The sequence below is a fragment of the Streptomyces sp. NPDC030893 genome (genome assembly GCF_055571535.1).
The window spans coordinates 135567-148507 of sequence record NZ_JBVIFC010000002.1 but is presented as its reverse complement, the minus strand read 5'-3'; the positions used below and the strand labels follow the sequence as shown (position 1 = coordinate 148507).

Below are 12941 nucleotides of genomic sequence, written 5' to 3'. Positions count from 1 at the left end.
CGGCTACCGCCGCAGCGACTTCCCGAACCCCGCGGCCAGCGGCATCCGCAACCCCAGCGGCGGAGGCGCCGCCAGGGCATCCCGTACGGGCCGCGAGAACCCCTGCCCGAACAGCACCCCCATCACGAAGTCCTCGGCCAGCGCCAGCACTTCGTCCCGGTACTGACTCAGCCCGTGCCCGTCCGCGTGGACCTCGAACCGGCACACCTCCCGGTTCGCCTTCTTCGCCCGCGCCGCCAGCCGGAACGACAACTCCGGGTCGGTGCGCGCGTCGTTCGTGCCGTGCACGATCAACACGTGCCGCCCGGCGAGCTGTTTCACCGGTTCGGGTGGCGCCGCCACATCGTCCTCGGGCAGCCATGGGGCCAGCGCCAGCACGGAGTTGACGGCCTCGTGGCCTCCCGCGCGGAGTGCGGCCCTGCCGCCCATGCCGACACCGGCCAGACAGACGGGGACGTCCCCGTAGCGCCGTACGGCCTCGTCGGCGGCCCAGCCGGCGTCGTGCGCGAGATGCGCCTCGCTGCCGTTCCAGCCGCGGTAGCGGTAGTGCACGACGTGGGTGGCGAGACTCCGGTCGCGTCCCGCGCGGGCCAGCCGGCGGCCGAGGCCCCGTACGGACGCCGCCGCCACGAGGGGAGAGGGTCTGCGGTCGGAGACCTCCTCGCCGCCGGGGAGCAGCAGCACCACCCCGTTCACCGCCGCCGGCTCCGGGCCGAGCGCCCTCCCCAGCCGGGCCGTGCGGACCGGCGTCGCTTGCTGTGCCATGACAGAACATTCTCAGAAGCGGCGGCGTACCCGACCCGTCCGTGCGGTCACCGTTACATATCGACGCCCGCACCCCCCGGTGATCTACGCGCGTAGGAGTTAGAGTGCGGAAATGACGAGCCAGACCATCGCGAACACCCCGACGACGGACCGGATCCGCCGGGCGCCCAAGGTCCTGCTGCACGACCACCTCGACGGCGGCCTGCGCCCCGGCACCGTCGTCGACCTGGCCCGGGAGAACGGGTATCTCCAGCTCCCCGAGGCCGACCCCGACAAGCTCGCCCTCTGGTTCAGGGAGGCCGCCGACTCCGGCTCCCTGGAGCGCTACCTGGAGACCTTCTCGCACACCGTCGGCGTCATGCAGACCCGCGACGCCCTCGTCCGGGTCGCCGCGGAGTGCGCCGAGGACCTGGCCGCGGACGGTGTCGTCTACGCCGAGGTGCGCTACGCCCCCGAGCAGCACCTCGAAGGCGGGCTGACCCTCGAAGAGGTCGTCGAGGCGGTCAACGAGGGCTTCCGGCTGGGGGAGCGGCGCGCGCGGGAGAACGGCCACCGCATCCGCGTCGGCGCCCTGCTCACCGCGATGCGGCACGCCGCCCGCGCCCTGGAGATCGCCGAACTCGCCAACCGCTACCGCGACCTCGGTGTCGTCGGCTTCGACATCGCGGGCGCCGAGGCCGGCTACCCGCCCACCCGGCACCTCGACGCCTTCGAGTACCTGAAGCGGGAGAACAACCACTTCACCATCCACGCGGGTGAGGCGTTCGGACTGCCGTCCATCTGGCAGGCCCTCCAGTGGTGCGGCGCCGACCGGCTCGGGCACGGGGTGCGGATCATCGACGACATCCGGGTCCGCGACGACGGCACCGTCGAACTCGGCCGGCTCGCCGCCTACGTCCGGGACAAGCGCATCCCGCTGGAACTGTGCCCGAGCTCCAACCTCCAGACCGGTGCGGCCACCTCGTACGCCGAGCACCCCATCGGTCTGCTGCGCCGGCTGCACTTCCGGGCCACCGTGAACACCGACAACCGTCTCATGTCCCACACCAGCATGAGCCGGGAATTCGAGCACCTGGTCGAGGCTTTCGGCTACACGCTCGACGACATGCAATGGTTCTCCGTCAATGCGATGAAATCAGCGTTCATTCCTTTCGATGAACGACTGGCCATGATCAATGACGTCATCAAGCCCGGATATGCCGAGCTGAAATCCGAATGGCTGTTCCGACAGACCGCCTCCACCAGCGGTTCTACGGGCTCGGAGGGCTGAGTACCGCGTTCTCGGGAAACGTGAACACGGACGACGTTCACCAACCGTCCGCATTTCGGTGATTGCGGCGGGTGGCGCCACCTGTTTACCGTCACAGCTCCGCTCACATCCCCGTATTCCATTTCGAGGACGCGTTTTCATGAAGCAGTCTGCTGCCAAGACCCTCGGTGTCGCCGCTCTCGGTGCCGCCTTCGCCGCCGCCGGTGCGGGCGCCGCGAACGCGGCCCCGGCCGCCCCGGACGCCACCCAGGCGCTGGACACCGTCACCCAGACCGTCCAGGCGGAGCAGCTGCCCGCCGCGGTGCCGGCGTCCGACGCGCTGTCGCAGGGCCAGGAGCTGGCCGGCACCGGCATGGCGGCCGTGCAGCCGGTGGCCGGCAAGGCGGGCACCGGCGGTTCGCCCACCGGCCTCCTCGGCGGTCTGCCGGTGGAGAAGCTGCCCACCCAGGGCGTCAACGTCAACGGCTTCCCGCTCGGAGGCTGAAACAGGCGGAAACGGCCGAGGGGGCGCACCCGGTTTCGGGGTGCGCCCCCTCGGCGTACTCGCGTGGGGAGACCGTTCGGCGCGTCACCAGGCCGTGCGGGCCTTGTCCTCCGAGGGCAGCAGCACCCACAGCGCGATGTACAGCAGGAACTGCGGTCCCGGCAGCAGACACGACGCCAGGAAGATCACCCGCATCGTGGTCGTGGAGGTGCCGAAGCGCCGGGCCAGCGCGGCGCACACTCCGCCGATCATCCGGTCGTTGGTGGGGCGGGCGAGGCGGCTCATCACAAGGCTCCTTCGTCGGTGGGTCGAGGCCTCCCGGCGGGCTGCCTCCGTATGTTCCACGCTACGGAGACGAGGGAGGAAACGCGTCGCTCCACGGAGCGATCCCGACCCTGGGAATCGTCGGGGTCCGCCCCTGAGCCGGCTCCTCCGCGAGAAGGGGCGCCGTGGCGGACCGGCGCCCGGCGGCCCGGCGGCGCAGCCAGGCGCGCCCCGCCGGCACCACGGCCGCGTGCGCGAGGGCCGCACCGGCCGTGTTCAGCAGCAGCGAGTCGACGTCCACGACCTGGCCCGGCACCGCCGTCTGCAGCAACTCGATGGCCAGCGAGACCAGGGCGGTCGCGGTCATGGTGCGGATCAGCGAACCCAGCCCGGACACCGCCAGTCGGCCCCCGACCACCGGCAGCAGCACACCCAGCGGAGCCAGCAGCGCCATCGACGCGCCGGCCCGGCGCACCCCCGTCGTCCACCCCAGCGCGAAATCGGCCCGGATGCCGTCGAACGGCCGCAGATTGGCGGGCATCACCCAGGGAACATCCAGCGGGCGCAGCGTGTACCAGGCGACGAACGCGAGATGCGCGGCCAGGAGGAGCCCTCCGGTCACACGGATACGGGACGCGGCGGTGCCGCCGATGAAGCCTTGACGCTGCACGATCCCCAAGACGCGGCGGTCGGCACGATCGGTTCCGGGACGTCACCCGTTCACCGCGTGAGGCCTGCGCCACAGCGCCGGGCGCCGGCCCCCAGGGGGCTCAGCCCCCCGTGACCTCCGTGGAGGGCGGCTCCTTGTCACCCGGACGCGAGCGGACCTCGTCCGTGCACTTGTAGCGGCGCGGCCGGCTGTCGTCCGGGCCGCCCAGGATCACCGAGCCGTCGCCCTCGGCCGCCGCCGAGTCGGAGAAGGTGCACACGACCTGCGCCAGCCCGGAGGGCGACAGGCCCCCCGGCGCGGTGCTCAGCCGCAGCGTGTCCTCCGGGTCGCCGGGCCGCGGACCGCGCACCGTCGTCCCGGGCCGCACCCGCGTGGTGTACCCGGCCTCCCGCTCGGCGTCCGACGGCTGAGCCGACAGCTCGTCCAGCAGCCCCTGCGCCACCAGCACCCGCCGCGCGTCCGCGGCCCCGTCCGGCACCGGGACGGTCCGGTCCACGGCCACCAACGACGATCCGCACAGCAGGAACACCTGCGCCGGCAGCCCCCGCCCGGCCTGCGTCGCCACCTCGGGCTCGGCCAGCGAGCACTGCACCCGCGAGGGCGCGGGACCGAATTCGGTCGGCACCTCCGTGGCCCGGACCCCGCACCCGGCCAGCAGCGCCCCCAGCACCCCCAGGGCCCCCAGCGCCGGCCACCCCCGCACACACCGCACGGCCCCACGTCGTACGTTCATCGGGCGTCCCCCTCGGCGCCTTCGCCCCCGGCGTCGGCGGTCCGCTCCGCCGGGCTCTGCGCGGACACGTCGCGCGGCAGCCGCAGCGTGAACACGGCACCGCCCTCGGGAGAGTTGACCGCGGTGATCTCGCCGCCGTGGATGTGCGCGTTCTCCAGGGCGATGGACAGCCCCAGACCGCTGCCCTCCGAACGCGGCCGGGAGGCGCTCGCCTTGTAGAAGCGGTCGAAGACGTGCGGCAGCACCTCCTCCGGGATGCCCGGCCCGTGGTCGCGCACCTCGATGACCACGGTGCCCCCGTCCCCGGCGCCCTCCCCGCCCTCACCGGGCTCACCGGGCTCCTCCCGCACCGCCACCCGCACCGGCGAACCGCCGTGCTTGAGCGCGTTGCCGATGAGGTTGGCCAGGATCACGTCCAGCCGGCGCGGGTCGATCCGCGCGTGGATGCCGCGCTCGGCGTCCAGGTCGACCGCGTCCAGCCAGGCACGCGCGTCGATGCAGGCGGTGATCTGGTCGGCGACGTCGACGTCGTCGAGGACCAGCCGGGCGGTGCCCGCGTCGAAGCGGGTCACCTCCATCAGGTTCTCCACCAGGTCGTTCAGCCGCCGCGTCTCGCTCACCACCAGCCGCACCGCGGGTTCGATCATCGGGTCGATGCCGCCGCCCTCGAACTCGAGCTCCTCCTCCAGGACCTCGGTCACCGCCGTGATCGCGGTCAGCGGCGTACGCAGCTCGTGGCTCATGTCCGCCACGAAGCGGCGCGACGCCTCGTCCCGGGCGGCCATGTCGGCCACCCGCTTCTCCAGCGCCTCGGCCGCCATGTTGAACGTGTGCGACAGGTCGGCCAGTTCGTCCGTGCCGGACACCCTGAGCCGGGTGTCCAGCTTCCCCTCGCCGAGCCGCCGCGCGGCCACCCCCAGCCGCTGCACCGGCTTCAGCACGGTCGTCGCCGCGGCGTGCGCGAGCAGCGCGGAACCTATCAGCGCGAGCGCCGTCGCGATCCCCAGCGACCAGGCCAGCGAGCCCAGGTCCTTGGCCTCCGGCTCCAGCGACTTCAGCATGTAGCCGGTCGGCCCGCCGCCGGTCACCCGCGTCCCCGCCACCAGGTACGGGGTGTCCTCGTCCACCGTCCGCAGCCAGTACATGTGGTGCGCGTACTTGTTCGTCGACGTGATCTTCTGCTGCTCGGTGACCGCGTTCCGCAACGACACCGGTACGTCCTTCAGCGAGAAGCCGCTCAGCCCGCCCGAACTGCCGTACACGGTCCGCCCGTCGGGGCCCTCCGCGACCAGCAGCACGGTGAACCGCTGGCCGCTGTTGGCCATCTGCCCGGCGGTCCGCTGGAGTTCGTCCTGCGTCGGATGCTCGGGCAGCGCACCGGCCCGGTTCTGCATCTCCTGCTCGAAGTCGCGCAGCACCGCGTCCTGCGCACGGTTCAGCACGGACTCACGGTTCAGCCAGTAGGCGATCCCCGACGCGGACACCGCCGCGGTGAGCGCGACCAGCCCGAACACCACGACCAGCCGCAGCCGCAGACTCGTGAACCGCAGCCGTGACCAGACTCCCTTGCGCGCCGCGGACCAGCCGCGGGCCCCTCCTTGGTGCTCGTGTGTCACCGGATTCCTCCGAAGGTGCCCCGGCCTTCGGTCCGGGGTGGGGGTACCTCCCGCTTGCGGGGGAGAATCGGTCTCCTGTGGAGCAGGGCAGGAAGTGCCGAGTCACCGTCAGGGCGATTTGGCGTCAGCGACGGCGGCGGCGCGCTCGACCTCCAGCCGGTAGACGATCTCGGAGTTGAGGGACCTGCGGGCGGACTTGGCCTGAGCGGCCAGCCACGCATGGAGGTCGGCGGGCAGGCGGAGCGTGATGCGCTTCTCTTCATCCATGACACCAGAATAGTGGACTGCAAGCATTGAAATAGGGGTAGAATGACACCATGGTGACATGGCGGAAGGCATCGGAGGATACCGGGCATGCCCGGTACACCTACCGTCTCCGTGTGTCGTCGACCGCCCGCACGAGCCTGATGGCCGAATGGGCGCGCTGCCGGTGGATCTGGAACGAGTGCGTAGCCATGTCCCGCAAGCTCCACGCGCTGAATCGCGACGCAGCCGAGAAGGCGACGTGCGGCCCGGCCCGGCTCGACAAGATGCTGACCGAAGCCCGCACTGCGATGGCGTGGCTGCGTCAGGGCGCCTCGGTACCGCAGCAGCAGGCCATCCGCGACTTCGCCAAGTCCCGCGCCAAGGCGATGAAGGACATCAAGGCGAAGTTGCCGGTCCGGCAGCGTGCCGGGATGCCCCGCATCAAGCGCAAGCGGGACGCGCTGCCCACGCTGAATTACACCGTGCGCGGGTTCCGCCTGAAGGGCGGCCGCCTGCACCTGGCGGGCGGCATCGCCCTGACCGTCGTGTGGTCCCGCGAACTGCCCGCTGCACCCTCCTCGGTGCGCGTGTACCAGGACAGCCTGGGGCACTGGTACGCGTCGTTCGTCGTCGCGACCGAAACCCAGCCGCTCCCCACCACGGGCCGTGTGCTCGGTGTGGACTGGGGCGTCAAGGAGACCGCCACCACCACATCCGACGCCCACGACCTGCCCCACGCCGAGCGCGGCAAGCGCGCCGCGCAGCGCCTCGCCCGTTATCAGCGGATGATGGCCCGCCGCAGGCCCGCGCGCGGGCAGGCCGCATCCAACGGCTACCGCAAGGCCCGGGCGCAGACCGCGAAGCTGCACAAGAAGATCGCACGGCAGCGGCAGGACACGGCCCGCACATGGGCGAAGAAGGTGGTCCGCGACCATGACGCCATCGCCGTCGAGGACTTCCGCCCGAAGTTCCTCAGCCGTACCACCATGGCCCGCAAGGCCGCCGATGCGGCGCTCGGCGCCACGAAGACGGCCCTGATCGAGATGGGCCGCAAGCACGGACGCGATGTGCGTCTCGTGCATCCCGCGCACACCACCATGGACTGCGCGTCGTGCGGAGCGAGAACCAAGCACGCACTTCCTCTTTCGGAACGTACCTACACCTGCACCGCATGCGGAGTCGCATCCCCCAGGGACAAGAACTCCGCGCGTGTGATGCTGGTCCGGGCTGGTCTCGACCCGGCTGGTGCTGATCGTGTAAGAGCCGGCGGACCGCTGGTCCCCAGCCGACGTGAGCCAGGAATCCCCGTCCTTCAGGACCGGGGAGGATGTCAATGAGGCGGGTCCAGTCGGTAGCCGACACCGCGCACGGTACGGATCAGGGTCGGGGACGACGGTACGTCCTCGACCTTGGCGCGCAGCCGCTGCACACACGCGTCCACCAGGCGCGAGTCGCCCAGGTAGTCGTGCTCCCACACCAGCCGCAGCAACTGCTGCCGGGACAGCGCCTGCCCCGGCCGCCGGCTCAGCTCAAGGAGCAGCCGCAGCTCGGTCGGCGTCAGCTGGAGATCCTCGCCGTTCTTCGTCACCGTCATCGCCGAACGGTCGATGACCAGGCTGCCGAAGGTCGCCGAGTCGCTCGACTCCCGCTCCCCGCGCCGCAGCACCGCCCGGATCCGGGCGTCCAGCACCCGGCCCTGCACCGGTTTGACGACATAGTCGTCGGCGCCGGACTCCAGCCCGACCACCACGTCGATGTCGTCGTTGCGCGCGGTCAGCAGGATGATCGGCAACTGGTCCGTGCGCCGGATACGACGGCACACCTCGAAGCCGTCGATGCCGGGCAGCATCACATCCAGCACGATCAGATCCGGCCGCTGCTCACGCAACAGCTTCAGACCGTCCTCACCACTGGCAGCGGTCGCCACCCGGTGACCCTGGCGCGTCAGTGAGAGCTCCAGGGCCGTGCGGATGGCGTCGTCGTCCTCGATCAGCAACAGGGAAGGCACGGGCTCATTCTGGCCCATGGAGGGCTCCCTGTTCGACCCGTGGGCGGGAGATGCCCATTGGGCCCGCATACGTGCCGCTACGTGCACGGACACCGGGTGAAGAATCCGTGGTCCCCCTGTGACCGGCCCCTGTGACACGTCTGTGACAGTCGGCAGACACGGCCATGAAGGTCCCCGGGCAAGCTTTTCGGCACAAGCACAACGGCAGGACAGGACGACGGAACTCCACGACGGGGGGCGCGAGATGAACACGCTGCACGGCACCAGCACCAGCGCAGTGATCACGCGCCTGCACGATGTGCACCGGGGTTCCGGGAAGTCCGGTGCCGCGAGCATGCGGGGGTGCGCTCGCGGCGCCGGGCGTCAGCACACCGCGATCATGACGGTGGTTGACGCGTCCACGGGGGACGCCAACGGGGGAAGCGCGTACGGGGAGGGCTCGGGGGAGCGCCGCTCGCTGTCGGAGGTGGAGTTCACCGCCTACGTCCAGGAGCGCCGCGCCTCCCTGTACGCCACCGCCTACCACCTGACCGGCGACCGCTTCGAGGCCGAGGACCTGCTGCAGAGCGCACTGTTCTCGACCTACCGGGCGTGGGACCGGATCAGCGACAAGGCGGCGGTCGGCGGATACCTCCGCCGCACCATGACCAATCTGCACATCAGCGCGTGGCGCCGCCGCAAGCTGAACGAGTACCCGACCGAGGAACTGCCGGAGACGGCCGGCGACACGGACGCGATGCGCGGCACCGAGCTGCGGGCCGTCCTGTGGCAGGCGCTGGCCCGGCTGCCCGAACTCCAGCGGACCATGCTGGTCCTGCGCTACTACGAGGGCCGCACGGACCCGGAGATCGCGGACATCCTCGGCATCAGTGTCGGCACGGTGAAGTCCAGCATCTGGCGGTCGCTCCGCCGGCTGCGCGAGGACGAGGTCCTCAGCTTCGGCCGTGACGAGGAGAACGCCTTCGGGGAGCTTGTCGCCTGAAGGCAGGGGGAAGCCCGGGGATCGGGGGATCCACGGGCCGGGGGGACGAGTAACGGGGGGAGCCGCGGGGACGCCGGGGGCGTCGCCGGGGTGAGTGAACGGGGGACCAAGAGGGGGAGCACAGGGGGGAACGGGGGCCCACCTCCCGGATCCGGGGGAAGCAGGAGGGATCCGGGAAGCAAGGGATCACGGGGGAGACACGGGGGGAGCACGGGGATCAGGGGGGGAGCACGGGGGAGTGCGAAACAGCGGGACTGGAGGGCCGGGGGGCCCGCCCAGTCCCGCTCTTCGTATGCGCCCGGCCCTTCCGCCGCCGGGTCAGGCCGGTGTGCCGGTCCCCGTCCGCGGGCGTACGGCGAACTCCGCTGCCGCGAGGCGGGCCAGCGCCTCGTCCCGGTCGCAGGCGTACGCGCCCAGCGCCGTCTGGTGGGCGATGATCGACCGCTCCAGCCGCATCAGCCGCCAGCCCCGGCGCAGCAGGAACGGCACCGACTTGCGGCCCTCCCTGAGGTCGCGCCGGAAGCGCCGCCGGAACGTCCGTACCGGACCCCGGCTCAGACACAGCGCGTCGGCCAGCAGGCCCAGTTCACGGCAGCGGGCGACGATCTCCGCGGCGAAGATGCCCTCCGCGATGAACAGCGGAGCCCCGCCGATGTCCACGCTCGCCTCACCCGTACGGGCGCTCAGCGCGATGTCGTAGACGGGGACCGGGGTACGGCGGGTGCGGCACAGCCGCTCGATCGCGGCGACGGCGGCGTCCGCGTCCCAGGAGCCGGGATGGTCCCAGTCGATGTCCGAGGACCCCGTCACCAGCGGGAGGGACGGGTCGTCGCCCTCCTTGTAGAAGTCGTCGAGGCGCAGCACCGGAAGGCCGGAGCGGGCCGCGAGGAGGGACTTGCCGGAGCCGGAGGGGCCGCAGAGCAGCACGACTCGCGCGGATATGGGCGACTGGGAACTCACGGGACACCAGTCTGAGGCATCGGAGGGACGGCGTACGCCCCGCGGTACGGCTTTGAAGCGCGCGTCACATCTCCACTACGCTGCGCGTCGGACCGATCACCCAGCGAAGGCAAGAGGTGGCCCAGCGATGGCCCGACACAAGGCACCCAAGACGCCGACCGCCCGACGCGCCCTGGCCGTCCTCGCGACCGCCGGCGCGGCGCTCGGCGCCGGCGCGACGACGGCCGCCGCCGCGGAATCCGTACCGCTCCTCGACGACGCCCGGCACTCCGTGGGCGCGGTCGCGGACCTCCAGCCCAACCCGCTGGCCGGCACGGGCGTGGACCCGCTCGACAACGGAGTCCGTACGCAGGTCGCCGACTTCCGGGCGGTGGACTCGCGGGCGGTCACCGGCCCGGTCGCCCAGGCGCCGTCGGTCGACAGCGTTCCGGGGGCGGGGCGGGCGACGGACGTGCTGAGGGGCTGAGGGGCTGACGGGGTGGTGGGGTGGTGGGCAAGGTCGGAGCGCCGTACTGCCTCCCGGACGGAGGAGGGGGTACGGCGCTCCGGTGGTGTGGGGGGTGGGGGGTGTGGATCAGTAGGCGGAACCCGACGCGCCGAGTGAACCCGTGGGGTGCCAGACGGTCTTCGTCTCCAGGAGCGCCGTCATGCGGTCCGTGCCGGGGGCTGCCGACCAGTTGTCCACAGGCTGTGGACGGAGAACCCGCTTGAGGTTGTCCGCCGCCGCGATCTCCAGCTCCTTCGCCAGCGCCTCGTCGGCGCCCGCGAGGTCGATCGCGTTGACGTCCTGGTGCGCGGCGAGCGGGGCGGCGATCTCCGCCGTACGGCCGGAGAGGATGTTGACCACACCGCCGGGGAGGTCGGAGGTGGCCAGCACCTCACCGAGGGAGAGGGCGGGGAGGGGGGACTTCTCGGACGCCACCACGACCGCCGTGTTGCCCGTCGCGATCACCGGGGCGACCACCGAGACCAGGCCCAGGAAGGACGACTCCTGGGGGGCCAGGACGGCGACCACGCCCGTCGGTTCGGGGGAGGACAGGTTGAAGTACGGGCCCGCGACCGGGTTGCCGCCGCCGACCACCTGGGCGATCTTGTCGGTCCAGCCCGCGTACCAGACCCAGCGGTCGATCGCCGCGTCGACCTGCGCCGCCGCCTTCGACCGCGACAGCCCCTCGGCGTCGGCGACCTCGGCGACGTACTGGTCACGGCGGCCTTCGAGCATCTCCGCGATCCGGTACAGGATCTGGCCGCGGTTGTACGCCGTCGCGCCGGACCAGCCGCCGAACGCCTTGCGCGCGGCGACCACCGCGTCACGGGCGTCCTTGCGGGAGGAGAGCGGGGCGTTCGCCAGCCACTTCGACTTGGAGTCGGTCACCTCGTACACCCGGCCGCTCTCCGAACGCGGGAACTTCCCGCCGACGTACAGCTTGTAGGTCTTGAAGACCGAGAGTCGCGGTTCGGTCTTTTCGGTCTTCTCAGACATCGAGGTACGCCTCCAGGCCGTGACGGCCGCCCTCGCGGCCGTAGCCCGACTCCTTGTAACCGCCGAACGGTGAGGTCGGGTCGAACTTGTTGAACGTGTTGGACCAGACGACGCCCGCGCGGAGCTTGTTCGCGACCGCCAGGATGCGCGAACCCTTCTCCGTCCAGATGCCCGCCGACAGGCCGTACGGGGTGTTGTTGGCCTTGGCGACCGCCTCGTCGGGCGTCCGGAAGGTGAGGACGGACAGGACGGGGCCGAAGATCTCGTCGCGGGCGACGGTGTGCGCCTGGGTGACGTTGGTGAAGAGCGTCGGCGCGAACCAGTAGCCGGAGGAGGGGAGTTCGCAGGCCGGGGACCAGCGTTCGGCGCCCTCCGCCTCGCCCTGGTCGGCCAGCGCGGTGATCCGGGCCAGCTGTTCGGCGGAGTTGATCGCGCCGATGTCGGTGTTCTTGTCCAGCGGGTCGCCGAGACGGAGGGTGGACAGGCGGCGCTTGAGGGAGTCGAGGAACTCGTCGTGGATCGACTCCTGGAGCAGGAGACGGGAGCCCGCGCAGCAGACCTGGCCCTGGTTGAAGAAGATGCCGTTGACGACGCCCTCGACGGCCTGGTCGATCGGGGCGTCGTCGAAGACGATGTTGGCGCCCTTGCCGCCCAGTTCGAGGGTGACCTTCTTACGGGTGCCCGCGACCGTGCGCGCGATCTGCTTGCCGACGGCCGTGGAGCCGGTGAAGGCGACCTTGTTCACGTCCGGGTGGGCGACCAGCGCGGCTCCGGCGCGGCCGTCGCCGGTGAGGATGTTGACGACGCCCTTGGGGAGACCGGCCTGGCGGCAGATGTCCGCGAAGAACAGCGCGGAGAGGGGCGTCGTCTCGGCGGGCTTCAGGACGACCGTGTTCCCGGTCGCGAGGGCCGGGGCGATCTTCCACGCCAGCATCAGGAGCGGGAAGTTCCAGGGGATGACCTGGCCGGCCACGCCCAGCGGCTTCGGGGCCGCGCCGCTGTGCCCGTTCGTCGTCCTCCGGCCGAACCCGGCGTGGTCGAGCTTGTCCGCCCAGCCCGCGTAGTAGAAGAAGTGCGCGGCGACCAGGGGGAGGTCCGCGTCGCGGGTCTCCTTGATCGGCTTGCCGTTGTCGAGGGTTTCGAGGACGGCGAGTTCGCGGCTGCGTTCCTGGATGATGCGGGCGATGCGGAAGAGGTACTTGGCGCGCTCGGAGCCCGGCAGCGCCGACCACTTCTCGAAGGCCCTGCGGGCGGCCTTCACCGCGCGGTCGACGTCCTCCTCGGTGGCCTCGGCGACCTCGGAGAGGACCTCCTCCGTGGAGGGGGAGACCGTCTTGAAGACCTTGCCGTCGGCGGCCTCGGTGAACTCGCCGTCGATGAACAGGCCGTAGGAGGGGGCGATGTCGACGATCGAGCGGGACTCGGGCGCCGGTGCGTAGTCGAAAACAGGTGCCATGGTG

General features: G+C 71.4%; 15 protein-coding genes. 5 read left to right on the top strand and 10 right to left on the bottom strand.

Going from position 1 to position 12941, the window contains the following annotated elements:
• Window positions 1-3: 3 nt before the first annotated feature.
• Entirely contained in the window at window positions 4-765 is a 762-nt protein-coding gene (locus ACZ434_RS05385) for an alpha/beta hydrolase (RefSeq protein ID WP_468452071.1), read from the bottom strand.
• Between the two features lie 112 nt (window positions 766-877).
• On the opposite strand from ACZ434_RS05385, the gene ACZ434_RS05380 reads away from it, so the two are divergent.
• Both ACZ434_RS05380 and ACZ434_RS05375 read left to right on the top strand, forming a co-directional pair.
• On the top strand, window positions 878-2035 hold the full coding sequence (locus ACZ434_RS05380) for an adenosine deaminase (protein ID WP_468452069.1): 1158 nt from the start codon (window positions 878-880) through the stop codon (window positions 2033-2035).
• Window positions 2036-2174: 139 nt separating this feature from the next.
• Window positions 2175-2519: an ATP-binding protein gene (locus ACZ434_RS05375; protein ID WP_468452067.1), complete on the top strand. Its 345-nt coding sequence runs from the start codon at window positions 2175-2177 to the stop codon at window positions 2517-2519.
• Between the two features lie 84 nt (window positions 2520-2603).
• Here ACZ434_RS05375 and ACZ434_RS05370 read toward each other — a convergent pair whose 3' ends face one another.
• From ACZ434_RS05370 to ACZ434_RS05350, 5 genes are all read right to left on the bottom strand, one after another.
• Window positions 2604-2804, bottom strand: a complete 201-nt coding sequence (locus ACZ434_RS05370; RefSeq protein WP_468452065.1) for a PspC domain-containing protein — start codon at window positions 2802-2804, stop codon at window positions 2604-2606.
• Between the two features lie 61 nt (window positions 2805-2865).
• Window positions 2866-3453 (bottom strand): VanZ family protein, encoded by a 588-nt coding sequence (locus ACZ434_RS05365; RefSeq protein ID WP_468452063.1) that lies wholly within the window; start codon window positions 3451-3453, stop codon window positions 2866-2868.
• Between the two features lie 100 nt (window positions 3454-3553).
• Window positions 3554-4186, bottom strand: coding sequence for a hypothetical protein (locus tag ACZ434_RS05360; protein ID WP_468452061.1), 633 nt, complete (start codon window positions 4184-4186; stop codon window positions 3554-3556).
• A complete protein-coding gene (locus tag ACZ434_RS05355; protein ID WP_468452059.1) occupies window positions 4183-5802 on the bottom strand; it encodes an ATP-binding protein in 1620 nt (539 codons plus the stop codon). The genes ACZ434_RS05360 and ACZ434_RS05355 overlap by 4 nt, the downstream gene beginning before the upstream one ends.
• Window positions 5803-5910: 108 nt before the next feature.
• Window positions 5911-6069 carry a toxin-antitoxin system HicB family antitoxin gene (locus tag ACZ434_RS05350; protein WP_468452057.1) on the bottom strand — a complete coding sequence of 53 codons (159 nt, stop codon included), beginning with the start codon at window positions 6067-6069 and terminating at the stop codon, window positions 5911-5913.
• A 50-nt stretch (window positions 6070-6119) separates the two neighbouring features.
• Between ACZ434_RS05350 and ACZ434_RS05345 the strand changes: the two genes are divergently transcribed.
• Entirely contained in the window at window positions 6120-7385 is a 1266-nt protein-coding gene (locus tag ACZ434_RS05345; RefSeq protein ID WP_468452055.1) for an RNA-guided endonuclease InsQ/TnpB family protein, read from the top strand.
• Here the strand turns inward: ACZ434_RS05345 and afsQ1 are convergent.
• Window positions 7379-8056 (bottom strand): two-component system response regulator AfsQ1, encoded by a 678-nt coding sequence (afsQ1, locus tag ACZ434_RS05340; protein WP_468452903.1) that lies wholly within the window; start codon window positions 8054-8056, stop codon window positions 7379-7381. The genes ACZ434_RS05345 and afsQ1 overlap by 7 nt on opposite strands.
• Window positions 8057-8300: 244 nt before the next feature.
• Here afsQ1 and ACZ434_RS05335 point away from each other — a divergent pair, with 244 nt between their 5' ends.
• A complete protein-coding gene (locus ACZ434_RS05335; protein WP_468452053.1) occupies window positions 8301-9038 on the top strand; it encodes a SigE family RNA polymerase sigma factor in 738 nt (245 codons plus the stop codon).
• A 318-nt stretch (window positions 9039-9356) separates the two neighbouring features.
• On the opposite strand, the gene ACZ434_RS05330 is transcribed toward ACZ434_RS05335, so the two are convergent.
• Window positions 9357-9998 (bottom strand): uridine kinase family protein, encoded by a 642-nt coding sequence (locus ACZ434_RS05330; RefSeq protein WP_468452051.1) that lies wholly within the window; start codon window positions 9996-9998, stop codon window positions 9357-9359.
• A 127-nt stretch (window positions 9999-10125) separates the two neighbouring features.
• On the opposite strand from ACZ434_RS05330, the gene ACZ434_RS05325 reads away from it, so the two are divergent.
• On the top strand, window positions 10126-10464 hold the full coding sequence (locus tag ACZ434_RS05325; RefSeq protein WP_468452049.1) for a hypothetical protein: 339 nt from the start codon (window positions 10126-10128) through the stop codon (window positions 10462-10464).
• Between the two features lie 108 nt (window positions 10465-10572).
• On the opposite strand, the gene ACZ434_RS05320 is transcribed toward ACZ434_RS05325, so the two are convergent.
• Window positions 10573-11481, bottom strand: coding sequence for an aldehyde dehydrogenase family protein (locus ACZ434_RS05320; RefSeq protein WP_468452047.1), 909 nt, complete (start codon window positions 11479-11481; stop codon window positions 10573-10575).
• Window positions 11474-12937 (bottom strand): aldehyde dehydrogenase family protein, encoded by a 1464-nt coding sequence (locus ACZ434_RS05315; protein WP_468452045.1) that lies wholly within the window; start codon window positions 12935-12937, stop codon window positions 11474-11476. Before ACZ434_RS05315 ends, ACZ434_RS05320 begins: the two co-directional genes overlap by 8 nt.
• Window positions 12938-12941 lie beyond the last annotated feature (4 nt).

What these genes read in the sequence shown, in the direction of transcription:
- ACZ434_RS05320 (WP_468452047.1), bottom strand. Translation starts at nt 11,481, where the DNA reads ATGTCTGAGAAGACCGAAAAGACCGAACCGCGACTCTCGGTCTTCAAG.
- ACZ434_RS05345 (WP_468452055.1), top strand. Translation starts at nt 6,120, where the DNA reads ATGGTGACATGGCGGAAGGCATCGGAGGATACCGGGCATGCCCGGTAC.
- ACZ434_RS05360 (WP_468452061.1), bottom strand. Translation starts at nt 4,186, where the DNA reads ATGAACGTACGACGTGGGGCCGTGCGGTGTGTGCGGGGGTGGCCGGCG.
- ACZ434_RS05350 (WP_468452057.1), bottom strand. Translation starts at nt 6,069, where the DNA reads ATGGATGAAGAGAAGCGCATCACGCTCCGCCTGCCCGCCGACCTCCAT.
- ACZ434_RS05315 (WP_468452045.1), bottom strand. Translation starts at nt 12,937, where the DNA reads ATGGCACCTGTTTTCGACTACGCACCGGCGCCCGAGTCCCGCTCGATC.
- ACZ434_RS05335 (WP_468452053.1), top strand. Translation starts at nt 8,301, where the DNA reads ATGAACACGCTGCACGGCACCAGCACCAGCGCAGTGATCACGCGCCTG.
- ACZ434_RS05325 (WP_468452049.1), top strand. Translation starts at nt 10,126, where the DNA reads ATGGCCCGACACAAGGCACCCAAGACGCCGACCGCCCGACGCGCCCTG.
- ACZ434_RS05380 (WP_468452069.1), top strand. Translation starts at nt 878, where the DNA reads ATGACGAGCCAGACCATCGCGAACACCCCGACGACGGACCGGATCCGC.
- ACZ434_RS05385 (WP_468452071.1), bottom strand. Translation starts at nt 765, where the DNA reads ATGGCACAGCAAGCGACGCCGGTCCGCACGGCCCGGCTGGGGAGGGCG.
- ACZ434_RS05370 (WP_468452065.1), bottom strand. Translation starts at nt 2,804, where the DNA reads ATGAGCCGCCTCGCCCGCCCCACCAACGACCGGATGATCGGCGGAGTG.
- ACZ434_RS05375 (WP_468452067.1), top strand. Translation starts at nt 2,175, where the DNA reads ATGAAGCAGTCTGCTGCCAAGACCCTCGGTGTCGCCGCTCTCGGTGCC.